The organism is Legionella sp. W05-934-2, from assembly GCF_964199965.1.
In the GTDB taxonomy this organism is placed as follows: Bacteria; Pseudomonadota; Gammaproteobacteria; order Legionellales; family Legionellaceae; genus JAFIFT01.
In genome coordinates this window covers 285,703-308,113 of sequence record NZ_CAXMZT010000001.1, presented here as the reverse complement: position 1 = coordinate 308,113, position 22,411 = coordinate 285,703, and the positions used below count along the sequence as shown (strand labels likewise).

Sequence of the window (22,411 nt, the reverse complement as noted above, 5' to 3'; positions counted from 1 at the left end):
TAATAAACTCGCTCCTTAGATAAAAAGAAGAGAGGATTGGTTTGCTATATATTAAACGGGCGCCAAACGGCCAAATCATGGCCTTATCTCATACGAAACAGCCAGGGTTTGAATCTGTCAAAGAAGATTCAGCTGAAGTATTGACCTACATCCATTCGTTATACAGTGATGATGCGCTTGAGATACTTCGTGCAGACCTTAATTTTATCCGGGTTATTGAAGATGTGATTGATATACTGATGAAAAAGAATATCGTGACCATCACTGACTTTCATCCTGCTGTTATTGAGAAACTTCTTAAAAGGCAAACCATACGTCGGCGTCTGTCGGGTTCTATTAGTATGGATTTTGATGAGGATGAAGAGTCGTTATGATCAAGCTTTTTAGAATGCTAGGTTTCGTTTTCTGTGTCACTAACTTTTCTTTCATTTGGGCTGAAGCAATTGAAAATCTATTACCAGAAGAACGAACAACCGTATCTATCTTCCAAAAAAATGCCCCAAAAGTAGTTTTTGTCCATCGTCTAGCCAGGGTGGTGAACCATTCATACGAAATGATGCATGTTAGTGCTGGCGCAGGATCAGGAATTATCTGGGATGATGAAGGGCATATCGTCACCAATTTTCATGTGATTAATAATGCCCAAGATATTGCCGTCACTATTGGTAAAATGACTTATCCTGTCGAAGTAATTGGTACAGAACCAAGAAAAGATTTAGCTGTTTTGAAACTCAAATCAAAAAAAGCGATTGAGTCTCTAAAGGGCTTTGAACCGTTTAAATTGGCTAAATCTGAAGACCTTTTAGTTGGTCAAAAAGTGATAGCTATTGGAAACCCCTTCGGATTGGATCATAGTCTGACAACCGGTGTTATTTCTGCTTTAGGCCGTCAAATTAAAGGCATTGCAGGGAATACAATTCGAGACATGGTGCAAACTGACGCAGCCATAAATCCAGGTAATTCCGGTGGACCTCTATTGGATACTCAAGGACGACTAATTGGTTTAAACACCGTAATTTATTCAAGTTCCGGCTCGTCTGCTGGTGTTGGTTTTTGTATACCCTCAGATGACATTGAACGAATCGTTACTCAGATTATTAAGCATGGGCGGGTCGTTCTAGCTGGTATTGGCATCCAACGGGTTGAACCTAAAATTGCCCAACAGCTCGGTGTTGAAAAGGGCGTGCTCGTCGCATCAGTCCTTCCGGGGACCCCAGCTGAAAGCCAGGGTCTCAGAGGGACCTATCGTGATCGACTGGGTCGAATTGTTCTCGGTGATATTATTGTTGCTGTGAATGGACATACAGTGAATAATTATGATCAACTATACAATTTTCTTAGCGGTATTCCTGTTGGTGACAAGGTAACAGTGACAGTGAAAAGAGGTGACAAGCAAATTGAGAGCCAGATGAAAACAATCGACATAGCGGCTTATTAATATGTTAAGTCGGGATATTAAAATCACATTGTTGATCAAATTGCTGCTTTTGTTTTTGCTTTGGTTTATTTGCTTTAGAGGCCCTAGGCCAACTATTGATTTAGGTCAGCATCTCTATTCAATCGGTACGACCGATGACAATATGCTATCGACAAAAAGATCGTAATTTTATGTTAATTTAGACTTATAGGTAACCATTATGATTCCAGCTGAATCAGTCGTTGATTTATCCCGTTTACAATTTGCAATAACGGCTTTGTATCACTTTTTGTTTGTTCCATTAACGCTTGGCTTGTCCGTTATGATAGCGATTATGGAAACAGTCTATGTCATGACAGGACGCTCTATATGGCGAAAAATGGTCAAGTATTGGGGTGTTTTATTTGGTATTAATTTTGTACTCGGTGTGGCTACTGGTTTAACGATGGAATTTCAGTTCGGTACAAACTGGGCCTATTATTCTCATTATGTTGGAGATGTCTTTGGTGCACCGTTAGCCATCGAAGGTTTGATGGCCTTTTTTCTTGAAGCTACGTTTGTTGGATTATTTTTCTTTGGATGGGAACGCTTAACAAAACTTCAACATTTAACGTGTACTTGGCTTTTAGCGTTGGGAACTAATTTATCTGCTTTATGGATTTTAATTGCTAATGGATGGATGCAAAACCCTGTCGGCGCTTTTTTTGATTTCAAAACCATGCGTATGGAGGTTTCCTCCTTTTATGATGTCATGTTTAATCCTGTTGGTCAGGCAAAGTTTGTTCACACAATCAGTGCTGGCTATGTTACTGGGGCGATATTTGTCTTGGCAATCAGCGCTTATTTTATGTTACGCGGTAGAAATTTTGAAATGGCTAAACGATCAATGACCGTTGCTGTTACCTTTGGCTTGGCTTCGGCATTGTCAGTTGTTGTTCTCGGGGATGAAAGTGGTTATGTTGCTAACAATAACCAAAAAATGAAGTTGGCCGCTATGGAAGCGATGTGGCATACGGAGAAAGCACCAGCTGGTTTAACACTGTTTGGCATCCCTGATGAGAAAACGAAAACAACCAAGTATGCTATCGAAGTGCCTTATGTGCTTGGCATCATTGCCACCCGATCCTTTTCCACCCCATTGGAAGGCATTGATGAATTGATTGACGAAGGTCGTACAAATATTAAAAAAGGGATGATTGCCTATGGCCTATTAGAGCAACTTAAAAAAGATCCTGATAATTCGGCGGTGGTTGAACAATTTAGGCAAGTGGAGCCTTTTTTAGGCTATGGATTGTTATTAAAAAAATACACAGAGAAAGTAACCGATGCGACGGATGAGCAAATCAATATGGCAGCGAACGATCTAGAGCCGCATATAGCTCCTTTGTTTTTCTCTTTCCGCATCATGGTTGCCTGTGGGTTCTTTTTTATATTGTTATTTGCTACGGGTTTTTATTTATCGATACGACACACGTTGCACCTTTCAAAATGGTTTTGGTATATCGCCTTTTTTTCGCTTCCCTTGCCATGGATTGCTGCAGAATTGGGTTGGGTAGTAGCAGAGTACGGCCGCCAGCCATGGGTTGTTCAAGGTGTGCTTCCAACCTTTTTGGGAACTTCCACGTTATCTAACGCTCAAGTTATAACATCGTTGTTAGGGTTTGTGTTTTTTTATAGCATTTTAGCGGTGGTTGAAGTTTATTTGATGGTTAAGTATATTCGCCTGGGGCCAGAAGGCATCGATTCGGTTAAGAGGGGATAATCAAATGCCAATTGATTACGAAACATTGCGTGTGATTTGGTGGGTGTTATTAGGCATATTATTGATTGGTTTTGCCATAATGGATGGGTTTGATTTAGGTGTTGCAAGTTTATTGCCTTTTTTAGGAAAAAGTGACATCGAAAGACGCATTATCATTAATAGCATCGGCCCCACTTGGGAAGGAAATCAGGTTTGGTTTATTCTGGGGGGTGGTGCTATTTTTGCTGCCTGGCCAATGTTATATGCCCTTTCTTTCTCAGGCTTATATCTAGCTATGTTGTGTTTACTACTGGCATTAATTTTACGCCCGGTTGGCTTTAAATATCGATCAAAGCTGGCATCCCATCATTGGCGTAACTGTTGGGATTGGGCTTTATTCATCGGCGGGTTTGTACCAGCTTTGTTATGTGGTGTTGCGGTTGGTAATGTCATTCAAGGTGTACCATTTACAATTGACGATAATTTACGTGTTTTCTATGAAGGTACGTTTATTCAATTATTAAACCCATTTGCATTACTGTGTGGGCTTTTATCTGTCTCTATGCTGGTCATGCATGGAGCATGTTTTTTAAACATTAAAACAGAGTCGTCGATTCAGCAAAGAGCCATAATAGCAGCCAAATATTTTGCAATTATAACGACGTTCCTGTTTATTCTCGGTGGTATATGGGTGTATTTTGCAATTCCAGGATATGATTTTATCAACCCAATGATACACGACGGACCTTCCAACCCGTTAATGAAAAAAGTGGCCATTGTCCAAGGCGCGTGGTTATTTAATTATAAAACGTGGCCAGTACTGATGTTAATTCCGCTAATTGGTGTGTTGATGCCTCTTTTTGTCCTTACATTGGCTGATAGATATGCTAAAAATGCATTCCTTTGTTCATCGCTAGCTATATTTTCAATTATCGCAACGGTTGGTGTTAGCATGTTTCCTTTTATTTTGCCTTCATCGTTAGATGCAAGCGCCAGCCTGACTGTTTGGGATAGTAGTTCAAGTCAATTGACGTTGTTTATAATGTTAGTAGCAACTGTTGTGTTTTTGCCAATTGTGTTGCTATATACAGCCTGGGTATATAAAGTTCTATCAGGTAAAGTGACAGCAGCTATTATCGAAGAATCATCCGATTCCGTTTATTGAGGTAGATTATGTGGTATTTTTCTTGGATATTAGGTACGGGTTTAGCATGCACATTGGCAATTCTAAACGCAATGTGGCTTGAGCTGCGCGAAAGTGATGGAAAAAGCAATCATCCCAAGGATGATATTTAATCTCCTTAGGACTGTTTCTAGCAACCGTATTCCCGTCGATACGCTTCCATGGCGTTGACATTACTGATTTGATTGGTTTGTTTCAAAAAATCAATCAGATGATTAAGGGTAATAATCGAAGCCACCTTAATACCTTGCTGCTGAATTTCTTTCAGTGTTGACGTTTGGCCTTTTCCGCGCTCACATCGGTCTAAGGCAATGATGGAACAGCTTACTTCACCACCTTGACTCTCGATTTGTTGTTTTGCTTCGTAAAATGCGGTACCTGCAGTAATAACATCATCAATAACGAGCGTTTTTCCCTTGAGTGGCGCGCCTATTAAATTTCCACCTTCACCATGATCTTTCGCTTCTTTACGATTGAATGTTAACGTTTTATTGATTCCTTTCTCGCTTAAAGCTATTGCTGTGGCTGAGGCTAGCGGTATGCCCTTATAAGCAGGACCAAAGATATGATCAAAATCAAACTGATTATCTAGAATTGCTTGGGCATAGAAAGAGCCAAGTCTGCTTAATGCATAGCCATCGTTAAATAATCCTGCATTGAAAAAATAAGGGCTTTGCCGTCCTGATTTAAGGGTAAACGATCCAAATTTCAAAACATCATATTGGATAGATAGCTCAATAAATTCTCGTTGATAATCAGCAAGCATTTGTATTCCTAATATTCATAAAATTGAATGATTATAAGCTTTGATCTTTCAAAATTCTAGGTTAATGGTGGAATATAGTGTATTTTTACAGATTCAAAAGGTTCTTAAGGATTCGTTATGATGCATCGATGTGACTGGGTTGGTCAAAATAAACCTCATTATGAAAGTTACCATGATAATGAGTGGGGAAAGCCATTGCATGATGATAACCAACTTTTTGAAATGTTAATACTGGAGGGGGCTCAAGCAGGTTTAAATTGGGAGACTATACTCCTAAGACGAGAAGGTTATCGAAAGGCGTTTCATCAATTTATTCCAAATAGAGTAGCGATGATGGCGGATGATGAACTAGAAGCCCTATTAACGAATGCCAGTATTATTCGTAATCGCCTCAAAGTGTGGTCAGCGCGAAAAAATGCGCGTGTCTTTTTAGACATTCAACAACAATATGGTTCTTTTGATCGATATCTTTGGAATTTTGTTGATGGAAAACCAATCATCAATCGTCCAAAAGCCATGAAAGATGTTAAAACAACCTCAGCAGAAGCGATAGCTTTATCCAACGATTTAAGAAAGAAAGGAATGAGCTTTGTTGGGCCAACGATTCTGTATGCCTATATGCAAGCAACAGGTTTGGTTAATGATCATTTGCAAACGTGTTTTCTTTGCCCTTCATCAGGGGTTTAGTAGACACAAGGCAATGGCTAGGCTTAGCACAATCGTTCCAGTTAGGCGAAATTTAAGATAATAAGAAACCCCCAATTTATTAAAAAATCGCCAGTCAATAAACAAGCTTAGCCAGATTAGAAGTAAATATTGGCTCCAGAGAATTCGACTGCCATAATGAAAGCAAATAAATTCGGCAATGATAGCTAATGGCAGCATGGATAGTACAATGCTCCAGATTAGGAAAGCGCCTTGCTGTTCTTCAATGGCTATAATCCAATCAATGCCAGCAATAAAGGCAATAACGATGCTGACATACAAATAGCCAAAAATATACAACGGTTCGTTCGGTGCTGGTGCAATATAAACAAATGCGAATATAGGAAATGCACCCAGGGCTGTTAACAACGGAGCGAGAATTCGCCAACTAATCATATATATACTCTTTCGTGCTTACATTAAAGATCAGTTTACGTGTTTACTAACATTGACGCAATTTAAAAATCAGTAGGATTGGATTGTTTTGATACACCCTCACAAGCCTTGAATTTATTGTAAATTCACAGGGTAATCCACAAGGTTATGCACAGAAAATGGGGATAACCCAATCAAGACTGGATCGCATTTATTTTAGGCAGCCCTTATTTTTCAAGGGTTTTGTAAGAATTTGATTATACGGCGGATATTGTGTATAAATAATTTCACTCGAAGTTATCCACAATGAAAAAAATCCTAAATATCTTAACAAGGCATAGGTCTTTGTAGATATTGCCATAATTTTTACAATTTCAAAGATAATACCTGTTTTATGTTTCGCAATGGCAGGTGAATCTTATATTATTTGGCGTCTTCCATACCCCCACGTTAATTTAGCTTCTTGTTCTTCTTGTTTTTCTTGTTTTTCTTGTTTTTCTTGTTCTTCTTCAAAATCTTGAATTCTTGAAGGGACGCTTGCTTTTTTATAGCAATACACCACAATTAAAAGTGCTAAAAATATCAGCCCACCAATGGCGACACCCGCAAAAATCATTTGGCTATTATTTTCAGAACTTGGAGTTGTTCCGGCTAACAAGGGTGTTTGAGAGTTAGTAATGGGTAATCGATTTGCTGCTGTTGGTTGAAATAAAAATAACCTATTTTCATTTTCTGCTGCGATGGCGCTGGGTTGAGGTTGGACGTAAATGGGCTCGTCATGTTCATTGCTAAATTCATCTAACAACTCAGAGCTATCTTTGATAGAGTCGTCTAATAATATCGGATGATCGATGGGGGACTCATCAGTAATAATCACTGTATTTGGTTGATGGGCTATCAAAAATTTTGGTTTTTCAGGCATTGGCAAATTCATCAATTGATGTTGATTTATGCGCCAATCATATATTGCGCTCAGCAATTGATTCACTTCGTGTTTTGCATACAGCAATTTATTATCTTGTGTCATCTCAAACGAACGCAGCTGGTTTACGGCGCCAGACAGTAAGTCGGTTACTTTTTTACGTCGTGTATCTAAACTGTTTTTGTTAATTGAATGACGATTTAACTTTTCTTGATTGGCGATATAGGAGTCTAATAGTAGCTGACGATTGGAGGTAATGTGCTTCCACCAAGAAAGTGTTTGGCGTTGAATAATACTTTCATGGTAGAGCGCTTCATTGTCATCAAGGAGGTTTGACATTGACTGATGCATTTGAATAAAGTATTGATCGATTTGATCGAATAAATTTAATAACTCCTGTCGAAACATCATAATTGTGAATAACTCACCGGTTTGCTCCATTAATTTTTGTACTTGTAATAGCATCTGTTTAAAATGCACTAACTCTTCCAATTGTTTTAAGTTTTTTAAATACAATTCTTTTTGCTCAACAGTTAGATCGGGATGAAAAGGAAGGTCCGGGCATTTCGGTAGCGCTGTCGTGTAATAGGTTCTATCGGCAAAATCGTTATTATCTAGGATTTGTAATGCGTTTTCTGATAGACAATCTTGACCAATGGATGTCGGAAAAAGATGCTGGCTGTCAGGCTTTTCATGATCTTGAAACAGCTCGAAATAGGGATGCTCATTCACTTTCTGCGTATTGATATGCCAATAAGGTTGATCGCTTAAAGGCTTGTTACTCATGTATGAGAAATGAAGAATGGTGTGATAGTCTTGCCCTAAACTCTGAAGAGCCGTTTGTGTCTGAGATAAAATATTGTTAAGTTTTGTTGAGTCGATTACCTTTGCGATATCATTATTTAGTACGTTATTGATATGTATTCGGCAGTCATCGATAAATAGTTTATCCGCACCATGATGGTTAGGGATTAGGCTGCTAACTTGTACGATATAATGACTAATTCGCGGCAACTGAGCGCCGACATAGTCAGCATCATTGGATAACGCTAAGCGTTCTAATATTTGCATTAAATCCAGGTAAAAAAAATGGATGGGTTCATTTAACATGTATTCGGGATGAGATTGACTTCTGTCTATCAAAAAATCAGCTATTCTACGCCTCAGAACGATTAATGATTGCCACGATACTTTGGGGGTCGGTGATTTTGCAATGAATTTGTCCAATGTAATATGGCTTCGAGGTCGATAGGTGGTTTCTAAGAACCAGGCGTTATTATTGTCGATTTCAAAAGCCAACTCAGGATCTTCTGAGAACCAAGGTTCATTCGTTTCTAATAAGTTTTTATCAAGACCAGATGCCTCTCTTAGGGTTAAGATTTTAGAACGAAATCTTAACTCATCTTCGCTATAGGCAAGCTTATTGTAGAGCATACGGTAGAAGAAACTTCGTCTTGGATTTGGTGGATTGATCTGCCTTGCTCTAGCTTCCTTACCCATAATGCAACTTCCTTTTTACGACAAAATTACAAGTTAGAATAAATATTATTCAATGTAAAGCCCATATCCAGTTAGTTTATTTCTCCCCATCTTTTTACAATGTTCGCATCGATATCAAATAAATCCAACACTCGCCCAACACTATGATTAATAATATCGTCTAACGATTGAGGCTTGTTGTAAAAGGCAGGAGCGGGTGGTGCAATAATACCGCCCATTTGCGTGACTTTAAGCATATTCTCAATATGCGCTGCAGTCAGTGGTGATTCTCGAGTCATCAACACTAATTTGCGGCGTTCTTTTAAAATAACATCCGCCGCCCGAGTTAATGCATTACTTCCCAAGCCGTGCGCAATCTCAGCAAGCGTATGCATCGAACAGGGTGCAACCACCATACCTAATGTATGGTAAGAACCACTTGCAACAGCACAAGCAATGTCTTCAAATTTATAATGCTTATCCGCCAGTTCATGCAATGCTTCAGCGCTCAAGTCACATTCATGATGCCTGACCTGTTGTGCTGCTTTACTGACAATTAAATGTGTTTCAATGGCTTCTTTTTTTAATATCTCAAGCAAGCGAATGCCGTATTGGATTCCACTTGCACCGGAAATACCTATAATTAGGCGCTTGGGTTTAGTCATTACTTTCCTTTATATAGTCTTTGAAGGTCATAGAGTTTTCAACCACCTAAGCACTTGGCGTGTTGATTGCTTGTTTGGGTATCCCGACATAAAATTCGGATGGTCCATCAATATACGTAGTCGTATCAATACCGACTTTAGAGCTCAGCCCACGTTCCTTGAGTGTTGAGCCCAGTGCTCCGTGAATCACAATTAATTAATAGTATTTTTTCAAAGTCTAGATCTAATCCTGCAAACATTCAATCTTAACTCTGACATTTCAAGGAGAATGAAAAAGGAAGTTGGATAGTTAGAAGTCCTTTTTAAAACAACAATATGACAAAAAAAGATATAAAGTGACCATATGCGTCACACTAATGATTTCCTTTGATATACTTAATTTATAAGGACTTGAAAATATATAGTTTTTATTTTTGGCACAAAATTTGCGCAGTTATAAAGGGCAGTATGTGAGAGTATCGTAACAATGCACTATAAGATACAGGGATTTACCCTGATTGAACTGTTAATTGTGGTAACAATCGTTGCCATATTAGCCGTTGTAGCGATATCAAGTTTTCAGAACTATAGTATCCGTGCCAGGGTTACTGAAGGCTTGGGGTTAGTGACGCGTGCGAAAATTGCTGTCTCGGAGGTTGTCTTAGCCACCAGCGCACTACCTGCAAACCAGGCGGCAACGGGTTATGAATTTCCAGCGCCTACGGACAATGTGTCAGATATTAGTATTGGCGCTAATGGTTTAATCATCATTACTTTTACGGTACAAGCGGGCAATGGCACCATCAATTTTCAGCCCGCTGTTGTGGGTAACAGCGGTGTTACTTGGGATTGTACGGGGGGGACGTTGCAGGACCAGTATCGTCCTGCGATTTGCCGATAACCTATAATTTTCACAATATTGCCCCTTTTATAGTCGATTATTTCTTCCTTCATCAAAAAGTATTCAATCCACAATGACAAAATGATTGACAACAGTCCAAGTATCTTTTATGATGTTATCATGTATTAGCGTAATAGAACATTATATCATGAAGGAATCTCAAATTTATCACGAAGAAAAGTATACTCATCTATTTCAGGCAATTAGTTCAATCAAAAATGATGAGGAAGCACGTCTATTTTTCATTGACTTGTGCACCCCTACCGAGTTGGATGCAATGGCTGATCGCTGGGCAGTCATCCCTTTACTTAAACAAGGGGTTCCCTACAGAGCCATTCATGATCGTACGGGTGTCAGTGTCGCCACCATCACGCGTATTGCACGATGCTTAGTTTATGGTGAAGGCGGATATGATTTAATTTTCAAAAGAGTAAAAAAGCATGAATGATCGATTAAGAATTGCCATACAAAAGAAAGGGCGGTTGTTTCAAGATTCAATATCTTTGTTAAAACGGTGTGGTTTAGCTTTTCGAGTCGAGGATAATAGTTTGCTGGTCAAAGTTGAAAATATGCCCATCGATTTATTAATGGTTCGCGATGATGATATTCCAACACTCGTGTTTGATAGGGTGTGTGATGCTGGGATAGTTGGCGAAAATGTGCTTGTCGAGCAATTCTTATCGAAACCAACAAAACGGTATCAAAAAATAATGGGACTCAATCTATGCCAATGTCGATTATCCATTGCGGTTCCGTATGAATTTGAATTTCAAAATGCCGGTTCGTTAGAAAATAAAACCATTGCAACGAGCTATCCAAGATTATTACAACGATATTTAGATGAGAACCGTGTCAATGCTAATGTATTACCCATCGCAGGGTCAGTTGAGATCATTCCAAAATTGGATATGGCCGATGCCATTTGCGATCTCGTTTCAACGGGTCGTACGTTGGCCGATAATCACCTTATTGAGGTTGAGCAAATATTTGAAAGCGAGGCGGTATTTATTAGTGCTGACAAAGAATTTACCGGGAATCAGCAAGCGATATTCGAGTTGTTAACCAATCGTATTAAAGGGGTAAATATGGCTCGGGATAGCAAATATATCATGTTTCATGCCCCAAAATCAGCGTTACAAGCAATATGTCAAGACTTGCCAGGGATTGAAACACCGACGATAGTCCCTTTGAATCAAGAAGATAAGGTCGCTGTCCATGTCGTCTCTACAGAAGGCGCTTTCTGGCAAACGTTAGAAACAATCAAAGCGAAAGGTGCCAGTTCTATTTTAGTGTTACCAATTGAGAAGATGTTGGGGTAGTTATGAACGTTATTTGTTGGCAAGATCTATCAGAAATTGAAAAAAACAACGTGTTACAAAGGCCTATAGTATCACAAGATAAGCAAGTTTTAATTCAAACAAAAGCGATTGTTGAAACAGTAAAAAAGCAAGGTGATTCCGCATTGTTAGATTATACGCAACTGTTTGATGGCGTTGGATTAAAATCATTAACCTGCAACACGCAGGTTAAATCACCAATTGATACACTGTCTCAGAAAGCAATTGAAACAGCGATACAGACTATCCGTACCTACCATCAAGCGTTAAAACCAAGTCCCGTCACAGTGATGACTGCGCCGGGTGTTTGCCTAACAAAAGCCTATCAGCCGATCGATAGGGTTGGATTGTATGTGCCTGGTGGGAATACGCCACTCATTTCTTCATTATTAATGTTGGCTATTCCTGCACAAATTGCGGGTAACCCGATGCGAGTGGTTTGCACACCACCGATGAGTCATGGTGAAATCCATCCAATGCTAATGGAAGCAGCGCGCTTATGTGGTATTGAAACGATCTATAAAGTCGGTGGCGCTCAAGCCATTGCAGCGATGGCTTATGGGACGGAATCGATTCCTAAAGTGGATAAGATTTTTGGTCCTGGAAATCGGTATGTTACGGCAGCAAAGTCCCTTGTTGCGCAAGATTCAACCGGTCCTAGTATTGATATGCCAGCGGGTCCCTCTGAAGTGATGGTCTTAGCGGATCAATATGCTAATCCAGCTTTTGTGGCAGCAGATATGCTTTCTCAAGCGGAACATGGTCCTGATTCCCAAGTAATTTTGGTGAGTACCAATCAAAAACTTATTTATTCAGTCATGGAATCGATCAATCAACAAAAACAAACATTGTCTCGATTGCCGATAATCAATGAGGCTTTAAAAGTAAGCCAATTTATTTTAGCTGGTAATGACGAAGCGATGGTAACGATTGTTAACCGTTATGCACCAGAGCATTTAATCCTAAATTGCAAAAACGCAGAATCAATCGTACCCAAAATACGATCCGCTGGAACCATTTTTGTTGGCCCCTGGGCGGCTGAGTCGTTAGGGGATTATGTCACAGGCTCAAATCACGTGTTACCCACGTATGGGTATGCAAAAAGTATGAGTGGCTTGGCCACGATTGATTTTATGAAAGCCATTAGCATTCAACGAGTCGAGCCTTGCGCAATCATGGATATTGGCCGTCAAGCGCGCTATTTAGCGAAGGCGGAGGGATTGAATGCACACGACAACGCCATTACTGTTCGGGAGGAGTATTTATGTCAATCAAACAACTAATGCGGCCTGATTTGGTCGATCTATGCGGTTACCCAACAGGACGTTCCGACAAGCAAAATGTCCGATTACATGCGAATGAATCGGCATGGGATCCCTTGTTAGACTATGGATGGCAGCTAAACCACTACCCGCCAAAGTATCCTGTCGAATTAATCAAGCAATTGAGTCAACGGTATAAAGTATCCTCCGATCAGTTGATATTAACGCGCGGCAGTGATGATGGGATAGATATCCTAAGCCGGCTATTTTTAATTCCCTCTCAAGATTCAATTATTACATGCCCACCAACGTTTGTGATGTATAGCATTTATGCAAGAATACAAGGGGCGGGCATTATTGAGTGTCCTCTTAAGACAAACGATTTTAGTTTAGATGAATCGGCAATTGCTACGGCAGTCGAGGTGAAGACGAGTAAGCTGCTATACCTTTGTCGCCCAAATAATCCAACAGGCAATACGATTCACCTCGATCGTGTTGCAACCATTTGCCATCAAGCAAAAAACAAGGTGATGGTGGTTGTCGACGAAGCATACATTGAATTTAGCAAGCAAGAAAGTGCGACACGTTTGTTGGATCAGTTTGATAATCTCATTGTATTACGAACATTATCGAAAGCATATGGCTTAGCTGGATTGCGCTTAGGCGTGGTGATAGCCAATAATGAGGTTATTAACCGAATTGAAGCGATATTGCCCCCATTTCCTTATTCAACCCCTGTCCTAGAGTTGGCTAGAGAATCCTTTGAGCAATGCCAGAATTTCACCGCGAAAATTGAATTGGTTTGCCAGCAAAGAGAATGGCTCTCACAAGCACTTTCTCAATTATCACTTATCAAAAAAATATGGCCGAGTGATGCTAATTTTGTGCTTATACAAGTTGATAACAGCCAGTTGGTGGTTGACTACTTAGCAGAGCAGAGGATGCTGGTAAAAGCGATATCACCTACGTTGATAAGGTTAAGTATCGGTACTGAAGAGCACAATCAAAATTTATTCAATGCACTAGCGAGGTATCGATAATGGATAAAGTACTATTTATCGATCGCGATGGAACGTTAATTCAGGAGCCGCCGGATTTCCAAGTTGACAGTTTGCAGAAAATTCGTTTAGTCGAAAAAGTCATACCTTCCTTGTTATTATTGCAAGAAGCGGGATTTAAATTAGTCATGGTCTCTAATCAAGATGGACTAGGCACAGCTTGCTTTCCGCAAAAAGCATTCGATGATTGTCAGGACTTTATCGTGGAACTATTTCAATCTCAAGGGATTCAATTTGATGATATCCGAATATGTCCACATTTTGAGGAAGATAACTGTCATTGCCGCAAGCCAAACATCGGGATGGTGATGGATTATGTGAAAGAACGACGATTTGATTTAAATCACTCTTATGTCATAGGCGACCGCAAAACGGATTTAGCATTAGCACAAAACTTGGGAATAACTGGTTATAGGCTGAGTGAGAAAATGACCTGGTCAGATATGACTAAATTGATTTTATCTAAACCAAGGATGGCACGCATCAATCGGAGCACGCAAGAAACACAAATTGAACTGATGGTAAATTTAGATGAAAAAGCCAACACAACCATTAATACGCCGTGTCAGTTTTTAAATCATATGTTAGCACAAATTAGTAAACATGCGGGGATCCAAATAGAAATACATGCCACGGGTGATATGGATGTGGATGATCATCATTTGGTAGAAGATATCGCTATCTGCCTTGGGCAAGCAATCAATCAGGCATTAGCTGATCGCAGAGGGATTGAACGTTATGGCTTTACATTACCCATGGATGAAAGCTTGGCGAGGGTTGCAATTGATTTAAGTGGCAGAGGAGGGCATGTCTTCGAAGGGCAATTTAGCTGCGAAAAAGTTGGTGATTTATCAACTGAAATGGTTCCGCATTTTTTTAAAACACTGAGCCAGAATATGGCGGCTACTATCCATGTGCGCGTTGAAGGGGAAAATACCCACCACATGGTTGAAGCATGCTTTAAAGCCTTTGGACGTGCTCTCAAACAAGCGATACAACAAAGCGGCTATGGAATTGCCTCCACCAAGGGGTGTTTATGATTGTTATTATTGAGGCAACCGGAACAAATCTAACATCTATCAAAACAGCGATTGAACGCTTGGGGCATGTCGTTGTGATTAGCAATGAAAGAAAGATAATCAATAAGGCAAGCCATGTCATTTTGCCGGGTGTTGGCACAGCTCAAATGGGGATGCGCCAATTACAACAATGTCAATTGACTGAATTCATTCCACAATTATCTTGTCCGGTACTTGGTATTTGTTTGGGCATGCAGTTGTTATTTGATTATTCCAGCGAAAATGATGTGGCGTGCTTAGGCGTGATTCCAGGTGGAATAGACCCACTGCGAGCAACCCCTAGCCACCCTGTCCCACACATGGGATGGAATCAAGTGCAATGGGTAGTCAAATCTGCGCTTTCCCAGGGAATTGATAATAGTGACTACTTTTACTTTGTCCATAGTTATGCCGCAAGTATTACCGATTCATGCATAGCCCAGACAGAATATAGCACTGCCTTTGCATCGATTGTGCAAAAGGATAATTTTTTTGGGGTGCAATTTCACCCTGAAAAGTCTGGGAAGGTGGGAAGCCAGTTATTAAGAAATTTTTGTTCTATAAATAACTCTAACATTTTTCCTTCTCCCCAGGCATGGGGAGAAGGTGCCCGCAGGTCGGATGAGGGGTTGTTGAATCGAAGTGACTAATTTATGAGTCGTACCTGATGTTTAAAATGCTAATGAGGTTGTAAGATGAAAGTGATACCCGCAATTGATTTGATCAATGGTGAATGCGTTCGATTGTACCAAGGTGACTATGAACGAAAAACATTTTATCCAGGCGATGCGGTTTCGTTAGCAAAAAAATATCAACAGCAAGGTGCTCAGTCTCTGCATTTGGTTGATTTAGATGGGGCAAAACAAAAGCGATTGGTTCAACAGCCCTTAATTTCGAAAATCATTGAAAATCTGTCGATTCCTGTTCAAATAGGGGGCGGTATCCGAACGTCTGCTGATGTGGAAACGTGTTTAGCGATGGGCGTTGATAAAATCGTCATTGGTAGTTTAGCAGTGACCAATAAGGATCAATGTGAAGCTTTACTAAAGCAGTTTGGTTCGGATCGGTTTATCATCGCGCTGGATGTATCCCTCGTTGATAATATCCCAATCGTTGTCAGTCATGCCTGGTCAATTAAGACAGGATTTATGCTTTGGGATATAGCACGGGAATATGAAGTGTTAGGCGTTGATACAATTCTATGCACCGATATTGCTTGTGATGGCACATTAAAAGGCCCGAATTTATCGTTATACGAACAAGCTTTGTCCAGCTTTCCGACTATCCATTGGCAAGCCTCAGGTGGCGTACGAAATAAAAATGATTTGGTTGCATTGGCAGAGTGTGGTGTTTCTGCTGCTATCGTTGGCAAGGCGCTGTATCAAACGGATGTTGATCTGCCACTCTCTGCTGGAGAAAAGATATGCTAGCCAAACGAATTATCGCTTGTTTGGATGTACGAGATGGCGTGGTTGTCAAAGGCATCCAGTTTCAAAAGCATCAAGTGGTTGGCGATATCATTGATTTAGCGACACGCTATTCGGAAGCGGGAATTGATGAACTCGTATTTTATGATATTACAGCGAGTAGTGATAGACGAGTCACTGATAAAAAATGGATAACTGAAATTGCTAAGCAGATTGCTATCCCGTTTTCAGTGGCTGGGGGGATTTCATCCCTCGAGCAAGCCAGGTCCATTTTATATGCGGGGGCTGATAAAATTTCAATAAATAGCCCGGCTTTGGCTAATCCTGATCTTATTAATCAACTGAGTCATGAATTTGGCCAACAATGCATTACTGTGGGCATTGATTCGAAATGGTTAGGCGATGATTTTTATGTTTTTCAATATACCGGGGATGTGAGGAAATCGTTTAATAGTCAAAGAACAACAACAGCTTGGCTCGCAGAGGTTCAAGATCGGGGAGCAGGGGAAATCGTTTTAAATTGCATGAGCTCAGACGGTGTACGCAGGGGTTATGATTTACCTCAATTAGCTTTAATGGCCAAGCACTGTCAAGTTCCATTGATAGCTTCGGGTGGCGCTGGATCAATTTCACATTTTATCGAGTTATTTAATCAAATTGCTATTAGTGGTGCCTTAGCCGCTAGCGTATTTCACCATCATGTGATCGAGATAAATGATCTAAAACAAGCATTAAAACAAGCTCGAATTGAGGTAAGAGATGAATAAATTAAATTGGGAGAAAGTCAATCATCTAATGCCAGCCATTATACAGCATGCCGACACGGGCCAAGTGCTTATGTTGGGGTATATGAGCGTTGAAGCATTAGAAAAGACAAAAGAATCTGGGCTGGTCACGTTTTATAGTCGGACAAAAAGACGATTGTGGGTCAAAGGTGAAGAAAGCGGTAATGTCTTATCGGTTGTTTCAATCCAATCGGATTGCGATGAAGACAGTCTTTTGATTCTTGCGCTGCCGAACGGTCCTACTTGCCATAAAGGACCTGTTAGCTGTTTTAAGGACAGTGATGGTTTTACGATGGCGATGATGTCAAAACTCGGTGATGTTATCCGCGATAGATTACAATCCAATCAACCTAATAGTTATTGTCGCCAAATGGGTCAGCAAGGCATCAAGCGTATAGCCCAAAAAGTTGGTGAAGAAGGGGTTGAAGTCGCCCTAGCGGCTGTGAGTCATGATAGGGATGAGATATTGAATGAAAGCGCGGATCTGATTTTCCATCTTCAATTATTATGGCAGATGGTGAACATCCAATCGGCTGATGTCATGAAATTGCTTGCAGAACGACATAAAAGCTGATCACCCTACGTGGTTATCAATCACTATTTTATTATCAATTACTTTTATGTTATAAGTAAAATGCCACTGTTGTGATGCTGTAAAAGGAGTTTACTATGTGGAGTTATTTAAAAGGATTTTCAAAATCAACGCTTGGTATTTTCCAACATGCCTCTCAATGGGCATCATTGGATTTTAACGATATTGACATTCCCCTGAAGGAGACTTCCCTAAAAGACGAGGGTGTGTCTTCAGGAGACGAAGCAAGTGTCGGCGTCTATTTTATCCATGGAACAGCCGACCATGCCTGTTCCTTTAAAGCAATTGCAACCCGGTTAAAGAAGCTTGGTTTAACTAAAGAAGTGACATCCATGCATCTCGTCTCCTTCGATGGGCGTTATCAGGGGAAAGGCATTGATGATTATGGACGCCAACTCCTTGAAAAAATTGAAAAAAATGGCCATAAGCAAGTGATTCTTTGTGGTCACTCGCGTGGGGGTGTGCTGGCAGCATGGTTTAATCAGTACCTTGCAAAGGATGCAAATATTAAAGTATTACATTGCATCAGTATCTGCGGACCATTCCGAGGCTCTTATCTTGCTCAAGCACCGGTCAGTTATTTTTCAAGCTCTGTCGAGCAAATGAGTAAAAATAGTTCATTTTTACAAGAATTGAGGGATAAGATCAATTCAGAACCTAATTCACCTTATACTTTTGTCATTGCCGGGTTGGATGATATCGTACCAAATCGATGTGGTTATGTTTTGGAATATGTAGACAATAACACTGATTCATTATTCAAACTAGACGATCATGGTCATTTATCCGTGATGACTTCTACGCGATTGACCAATCATTTGCAAAGTGTTATCAACCAATCTGCTAGGCCACCACAACCTCAACAGCTAGTTTCTCACGAACTAAGCCGATGAATAGTTAAAATATGAGTTTTTTAATGTCAACAATGCTGTAAAATAGTGCTCCTCTAGAGGGAGCATACTGCGTAATTTTAGAAAAGGACTGACAATGACAATCAAGGATTGGCCGGCTGATGACTATGCCATAGGTGCTTATATTCAAGCAACGGTTGCGAATATGTATTTAAAGCATTTTAAACCGAAAGCAAATGCCCGTGTGCTCGATATTGGCTGCGGTGATGGTAGCTTTAGTACGACTCTTTTGAAACTCATTCCTGAAGGCCATATGCTGGGCATTGATGCATCTGAAAACATGCTGAGTCTTGCTCGTGAAAAAGCCCGACAATTTAACAATTTTGCCGTCCAAAAGTCTGACGTTTTAACGATGACATTCACCAATGAGTTTGATGTGGTTGTATCGTTTTGGTGCTTGCAATGGACGGATGATATTACTAAGGCTTTTAGTCATATTTATCAAGCGCTAAAACCGGGTGGTAATGTATTTACATTATTTCCAAGCGGTGATGATCCGTTTATGTTGAGTTACCAAGCGGTACGAGATTCGGGACAGTTTAAAGAGCTTAATCATTTTGACCCACCCATGCATTATTCTGCCTTAGAGAACCTTGCTGAAAAACTGAAGAAAACGCCATTTTCAAAACTGAAAGTCGATAGAACAGCGCATTCTATCGAGCTACCTAATTTGGATACATTTCGCCGATTTGTTTATGGTATTGGATTTTATCAGGGTTATTTTTCACCAGAAAAAATTGTTGAAATTAATGAGGCGATGATTAATTGGTATGATGCATATTGCCAATCAGAATTCAATGGCAAGTTTTGTTTTCAATTCTCGCCTTATTGGGTGACTGGTGAGAAGTAGTCGATAGAAAAATCTGCCCAAACAGTATAGAAAAAATGTTTGGCTATGCATCTTCGTCTGATGAAGATCCGCGCATTTTGGTGGATATAAATTATACTTACTATGATCAAGTGGATTCTTGAACAATCATGAGGGATTGACCCTAAGCAAGTCTAAATTTTAAGGAAAGCTATGCATAAGCGATCAATGTGGCTTATTTTTTTGATCTATATCATCACTGGATGCGGATTCGCCAAAAACGTTAATCCAAGCGGAGAAGCTCAAATGATCATTTTTGAGAATGTTCGCGTGGATAGGGTTTATGCCACTTTAACTGTTAGAGGGTTAAACAGTGATAATAGCAGACAAATATACCAATATTCTATTCCACCTAGGCGGGAAACTCATCAACCAACTTATGCTCACCGGGTATTTTATATAAGCAACTTACCTGCAATGTTAAGTGTAACAATTCGTAGCCAAAGGGAGGGGAAGATTCAATGCCAAGGTCAATTTTTAATTAAAGCCACACACTTTTTGTTCCATCATCATCCTTATGTTCGCATATTTAACAGTGAATGCCGTATTGAAAAGCACACGCTATCGGGTAACCAACATATGATCTTTAAAAATCGATGATGATTTCGCATAGTTGTATCCCCATCAGGATATTAAACAGAATGGGTATTCGTTTGAGGAATGGCTAACTCGAATGAATTCGCAGCATCTGGTTGATAAAAGCGATACTGACTATTAGTCAAAGATGGCATATCAATAGAGCCAGTTTCAATATCGTTCACGGAATTTATAGATAAAAATATCTCATTAAACGCACGTTGTGCTTGATATACTTGATACATACCGTAGAGTAAGACACAGGGTATGGCAACCAAAGTGAATGACCATAGTGCCACAGATTGTAAATTATCTTGAATCCAATTGAGCAATGTGGGGTTGGCAACAAACTGAGCGGTACTTTCCGAATTACCTTGTTGTTTTTGATTTGTATAAACCAGCGCTTGTTGCTTTGTATAGCCAAGCTGGATAATGGATGAGGCATAATAATGTTTCGCTGTATCACGAATTTGGCCAGTATTCTGTGGGTTAGAAATGCTATTGTTGATAAGCGTATATAGACTGTTAATCGTAAAATACTGATCGAAACAAGTGAATTCGATTGTATTACTCGATTTATTCATATTCATTTTGGGTCTTTTGTTAAAGGCTAGATGATTAACAAAGTTTTGTTGATTTTCGTTGATGATTTGATTGATGGTTTTGAAAGAAACAAGATGACCACTGTTTGATAACTTTATATAGGTAAGTGCTTTTAGAACTTGTATGCGAATATCGTCTTTTTCATCAATATAGTTATCATACATTTGTTCTATCATTTTATAATACTTCCCATATTGACCCGTCAAATAGCTAGGATCAATGCCTAGTTCAAGCCAAATAGGGCGATTGACAATCATATCGATAAACACCAATATACCAAGCGGAGTAGGGGTGTTATCTCTTAGTAATGAGCCTCCGATACTGATGTCTGTGCTTGACGTTCCATTACCATATTCAAGCATACCACACATGAGAGCAGTGGTTTCTTTAGGGTTATTGGTTTTTGGCGTTCTACCGAGCTTATGAAAAAAGTAAATATAATCACAATCAACCCAATCCCAAATTTCAATGGACCATTTGATGCCAGTATTTGCCCTAGTTAAGCTCACAAACCGTTCAAGAATTTTAAGGAAATTGTCTGGTATCAATGACATGACATTACTATGATAGACATCATGAGATGTTGCTTCTAAATCGTTAACATTTTTGTAATCATGAATGATTTCATAAGGCTTAGTGGCAGGAAAATTTAACGCCGCATACCTTGCTCGATGGTTGACACCCTGTTCAATATCATCGATTCCCATTGGGCCTAGTCGGGGCATTGGACGAATATAATCCCGAAGGCCAAATGAGACTAACCCCAAAGCATCACGAGCTCCTGCAGATAAATGAACAAGATGGTTGCTTTTTAGGCGCATCATGCCATCAAGATCTATCAGCGTATGCCCTAGTTGATGGTAGTTTTTTTGGGTAGTTAGCTTACCTGTATCGGTTATATAAAAAAATTGCTCAGATTTAGGCAAAGTGGCAATCATTAAACGAAATTCTTCAAGCTCTTTAGTTGTTAAACCCTTGACATATTGACGATTTGTTAAGGAAGGCAACAAATATTCTTTAGCCACTGAAGTAAACGCGCCATCAGCATTTAAGATTGGGAAGTACCCTATTTGAGGATAGTCTTTAATGGTTTGATGGTGTTCTAAAAGAGTATAAATTTGCTGTTGTGTGATAGTGCCAGAGTCAAACAGCGACAGTGCTAGTTGAGGTAATGTTTTATCGTCAAAGATAGATGCAGAAAAGTCGCATTTTTCAATCGCTTGTTGAAGTTCATCAAGTTTACGTTTATTCAGCGATTTTCTCACTGCCGGATTCTTTTTCGGGTGGAAATTCACGAGATGATTGAAATCACCTGAATGATCACCCTTGGGGTTTACCCGTATTAAGGTGTCCCGCTCTCGAATTCTGCGCCACAATGATTGTAATACAATAGTCGCATTTTCATATTTTTCACGGTTTTTTTCAATATCCTTTAAAAAATCCTGAGACAACATGGGCAATGAGTATTGACGCTTATGATTTAATGCTTGTGAAACAGGATGATACTTTTGATAAAACTGATCCCAAATAACTCTTGCATGACTTAAGCGTGTAATATTTAACATAACACAATCAAAAATTCTTAAACGGTGCAGCTATTATATCATGGATTAACTGATTTATAAATATTCATAATGAATAAGAAAAATGCTTATCCTGTGCCGCACAATGTCATAATTGCCCGCTACCCTGGTGATCGAAGATGGGATTGCGTAAATTCTTAAAAACGCCAGATTATTGACGACAGTCTTGAAATAAGACTATGATTTAAATAGTGAATATTAATAAGGAAATAGAATGA

At 39.7% G+C, this 22,411-nt stretch carries 26 protein-coding genes; 20 read left to right on the top strand and 6 right to left on the bottom strand.

The window, feature by feature from the left end:
* Positions 1-77: 77 nt before the first annotated feature.
* The 6 genes from AB3348_RS01465 to cydX are packed head-to-tail and all read left to right on the top strand — an operon-like array spanning position 78 to position 4,454.
* A complete protein-coding gene (locus tag AB3348_RS01465; protein ID WP_367605761.1) occupies positions 78-374 on the top strand; it encodes a hypothetical protein in 297 nt (98 codons plus the stop codon).
* Complete coding sequence (locus tag AB3348_RS01460; protein ID WP_367605760.1) at positions 371-1,438, top strand: S1C family serine protease; 1,068 nt, start codon at positions 371-373, stop codon at positions 1,436-1,438. Before AB3348_RS01465 ends, AB3348_RS01460 begins: the two co-directional genes overlap by 4 nt.
* 1 nt (position 1,439) lies before the next feature.
* Positions 1,440-1,604, top strand: a complete 165-nt coding sequence (gene cydP, locus AB3348_RS01455; RefSeq protein WP_367605759.1) for a cytochrome oxidase putative small subunit CydP — start codon at positions 1,440-1,442, stop codon at positions 1,602-1,604.
* A 33-nt stretch (positions 1,605-1,637) separates the two neighbouring features.
* On the top strand, positions 1,638-3,179 hold the full coding sequence (locus AB3348_RS01450) for a cytochrome ubiquinol oxidase subunit I (protein WP_367605758.1): 1,542 nt from the start codon (positions 1,638-1,640) through the stop codon (positions 3,177-3,179).
* Between the two features lie 4 nt (positions 3,180-3,183).
* A complete protein-coding gene (gene cydB / locus AB3348_RS01445) occupies positions 3,184-4,323 on the top strand; it encodes a cytochrome d ubiquinol oxidase subunit II (RefSeq protein ID WP_367605757.1) in 1,140 nt (379 codons plus the stop codon).
* Positions 4,324-4,328: 5 nt separating this feature from the next.
* Complete coding sequence (gene cydX / locus AB3348_RS01440) at positions 4,329-4,454, top strand: cytochrome bd-I oxidase subunit CydX (protein WP_367605874.1); 126 nt, start codon at positions 4,329-4,331, stop codon at positions 4,452-4,454.
* A gap of 17 nt (positions 4,455-4,471) precedes the next feature.
* On the opposite strand, the gene pyrE is transcribed toward cydX, so the two are convergent.
* Entirely contained in the window at positions 4,472-5,107 is a 636-nt protein-coding gene (pyrE, locus tag AB3348_RS01435) for an orotate phosphoribosyltransferase (protein WP_367605756.1), read from the bottom strand.
* A gap of 120 nt (positions 5,108-5,227) precedes the next feature.
* Between pyrE and AB3348_RS01430 the strand changes: the two genes are divergently transcribed.
* Entirely contained in the window at positions 5,228-5,794 is a 567-nt protein-coding gene (locus AB3348_RS01430; RefSeq protein ID WP_367605873.1) for a DNA-3-methyladenine glycosylase I, read from the top strand.
* On the opposite strand, the gene AB3348_RS01425 is transcribed toward AB3348_RS01430, so the two are convergent.
* From AB3348_RS01425 to AB3348_RS01410, 4 genes are all read right to left on the bottom strand, one after another.
* Complete coding sequence (locus tag AB3348_RS01425) at positions 5,783-6,208, bottom strand: hypothetical protein (protein WP_367605755.1); 426 nt, start codon at positions 6,206-6,208, stop codon at positions 5,783-5,785. The two genes, AB3348_RS01430 and AB3348_RS01425, sit on opposite strands and share 12 nt — an antisense overlap.
* Positions 6,209-6,605: 397 nt before the next feature.
* The gene (locus AB3348_RS01420; protein ID WP_367605754.1) at positions 6,606-8,609 is read right to left on the bottom strand and encodes a hypothetical protein; all 2,004 of its coding nucleotides are present in this window, start codon (positions 8,607-8,609) and stop codon (positions 6,606-6,608) included.
* Between the two features lie 71 nt (positions 8,610-8,680).
* Complete coding sequence (locus AB3348_RS01415; RefSeq protein ID WP_367605753.1) at positions 8,681-9,253, bottom strand: UbiX family flavin prenyltransferase; 573 nt, start codon at positions 9,251-9,253, stop codon at positions 8,681-8,683.
* A gap of 46 nt (positions 9,254-9,299) precedes the next feature.
* On the bottom strand, positions 9,300-9,443 hold the full coding sequence (locus AB3348_RS01410) for a hypothetical protein (protein WP_367605752.1): 144 nt from the start codon (positions 9,441-9,443) through the stop codon (positions 9,300-9,302).
* Positions 9,444-9,719: 276 nt separating this feature from the next.
* On the opposite strand from AB3348_RS01410, the gene AB3348_RS01405 reads away from it, so the two are divergent.
* From AB3348_RS01405 to AB3348_RS01345, 13 genes are all read left to right on the top strand, one after another.
* Entirely contained in the window at positions 9,720-10,133 is a 414-nt protein-coding gene (locus tag AB3348_RS01405; protein WP_367605751.1) for a pilin, read from the top strand.
* A 148-nt stretch (positions 10,134-10,281) separates the two neighbouring features.
* Positions 10,282-10,581 carry a YerC/YecD family TrpR-related protein gene (locus tag AB3348_RS01400; RefSeq protein ID WP_367605750.1) on the top strand — a complete coding sequence of 100 codons (300 nt, stop codon included), beginning with the start codon at positions 10,282-10,284 and terminating at the stop codon, positions 10,579-10,581.
* Positions 10,574-11,452: an ATP phosphoribosyltransferase gene (gene hisG / locus AB3348_RS01395; RefSeq protein WP_367605749.1), complete on the top strand. Its 879-nt coding sequence runs from the start codon at positions 10,574-10,576 to the stop codon at positions 11,450-11,452. Before AB3348_RS01400 ends, hisG begins: the two co-directional genes overlap by 8 nt.
* 2 nt (positions 11,453-11,454) lie before the next feature.
* Positions 11,455-12,753, top strand: coding sequence for a histidinol dehydrogenase (gene hisD / locus AB3348_RS01390; protein ID WP_367605748.1), 1,299 nt, complete (start codon positions 11,455-11,457; stop codon positions 12,751-12,753).
* Positions 12,735-13,772: a histidinol-phosphate transaminase gene (gene hisC / locus AB3348_RS01385; RefSeq protein ID WP_367605747.1), complete on the top strand. Its 1,038-nt coding sequence runs from the start codon at positions 12,735-12,737 to the stop codon at positions 13,770-13,772. The genes hisD and hisC overlap by 19 nt, the downstream gene beginning before the upstream one ends.
* The gene (gene hisB, locus AB3348_RS01380) at positions 13,772-14,830 is read left to right on the top strand and encodes a bifunctional histidinol-phosphatase/imidazoleglycerol-phosphate dehydratase HisB (RefSeq protein ID WP_367605746.1); all 1,059 of its coding nucleotides are present in this window, start codon (positions 13,772-13,774) and stop codon (positions 14,828-14,830) included. Before hisC ends, hisB begins: the two co-directional genes overlap by 1 nt.
* Positions 14,827-15,498: an imidazole glycerol phosphate synthase subunit HisH gene (gene hisH, locus AB3348_RS01375; RefSeq protein WP_367605745.1), complete on the top strand. Its 672-nt coding sequence runs from the start codon at positions 14,827-14,829 to the stop codon at positions 15,496-15,498. The genes hisB and hisH overlap by 4 nt, the downstream gene beginning before the upstream one ends.
* Positions 15,499-15,543: 45 nt before the next feature.
* Entirely contained in the window at positions 15,544-16,278 is a 735-nt protein-coding gene (gene hisA / locus AB3348_RS01370) for a 1-(5-phosphoribosyl)-5-[(5-phosphoribosylamino)methylideneamino]imidazole-4-carboxamide isomerase (RefSeq protein ID WP_367605744.1), read from the top strand.
* Complete coding sequence (hisF, locus tag AB3348_RS01365) at positions 16,272-17,042, top strand: imidazole glycerol phosphate synthase subunit HisF (protein ID WP_367605743.1); 771 nt, start codon at positions 16,272-16,274, stop codon at positions 17,040-17,042. The genes hisA and hisF overlap by 7 nt, the downstream gene beginning before the upstream one ends.
* Positions 17,035-17,634, top strand: a complete 600-nt coding sequence (hisIE, locus tag AB3348_RS01360) for a bifunctional phosphoribosyl-AMP cyclohydrolase/phosphoribosyl-ATP diphosphatase HisIE (RefSeq protein ID WP_367605742.1) — start codon at positions 17,035-17,037, stop codon at positions 17,632-17,634. The genes hisF and hisIE overlap by 8 nt, the downstream gene beginning before the upstream one ends.
* A 95-nt stretch (positions 17,635-17,729) precedes the next feature.
* Positions 17,730-18,545 (top strand): esterase/lipase family protein, encoded by an 816-nt coding sequence (locus AB3348_RS01355; protein ID WP_367605741.1) that lies wholly within the window; start codon positions 17,730-17,732, stop codon positions 18,543-18,545.
* Positions 18,546-18,639: 94 nt separating this feature from the next.
* Positions 18,640-19,413 (top strand): trans-aconitate 2-methyltransferase, encoded by a 774-nt coding sequence (locus tag AB3348_RS01350; protein ID WP_367605740.1) that lies wholly within the window; start codon positions 18,640-18,642, stop codon positions 19,411-19,413.
* A 264-nt stretch (positions 19,414-19,677) separates the two neighbouring features.
* A complete protein-coding gene (locus AB3348_RS01345) occupies positions 19,678-20,031 on the top strand; it encodes a hypothetical protein (RefSeq protein WP_367605739.1) in 354 nt (117 codons plus the stop codon).
* Between the two features lie 32 nt (positions 20,032-20,063).
* On the opposite strand, the gene AB3348_RS01340 is transcribed toward AB3348_RS01345, so the two are convergent.
* Entirely contained in the window at positions 20,064-22,175 is a 2,112-nt protein-coding gene (locus tag AB3348_RS01340) for a hypothetical protein (RefSeq protein ID WP_367605738.1), read from the bottom strand.
* Positions 22,176-22,411: the final 236 nt, after the last annotated feature.